We start from the raw sequence: 253 nt of genomic DNA, 5'->3' as shown, positions 1-253 counted from the left end.
GTCGATCATCTTGCCGGGCGAGATCCGGTCGACGTGCGCGCCGACGTTCATCGCCGCGACGATGGCGCCGTCGTGCCGCCGCACCGGCACGGCGATGGAGCGGAAGCCCAGCTCGGCTTCCTGATCGACGAGCGAGTAGCCCTGCTGGCGATCGGCAATGATCCGCGCCTTCAGCACGACCTTGTCGACGATCGTGAACGGCGTGACGGCTTTCAGGTCCAGCATGGAGAGGTGCTGATCGAGCTCCGTGTCA

1 protein-coding gene is annotated in these 253 nt (G+C 66.0%); it reads right to left on the bottom strand.

The annotated features are described in order from the left end of the window. A partial coding sequence (locus ACZ3GY_RS24490; protein WP_465912396.1) for an IclR family transcriptional regulator domain-containing protein occupies positions 1 to 253 on the bottom strand: 253 nt, incomplete at both ends.

The organism is Pseudomonas sp. PME37.24/006, assembly GCF_055556635.1.
This window is presented reverse-complemented; position numbering and strand designations above follow the sequence as displayed.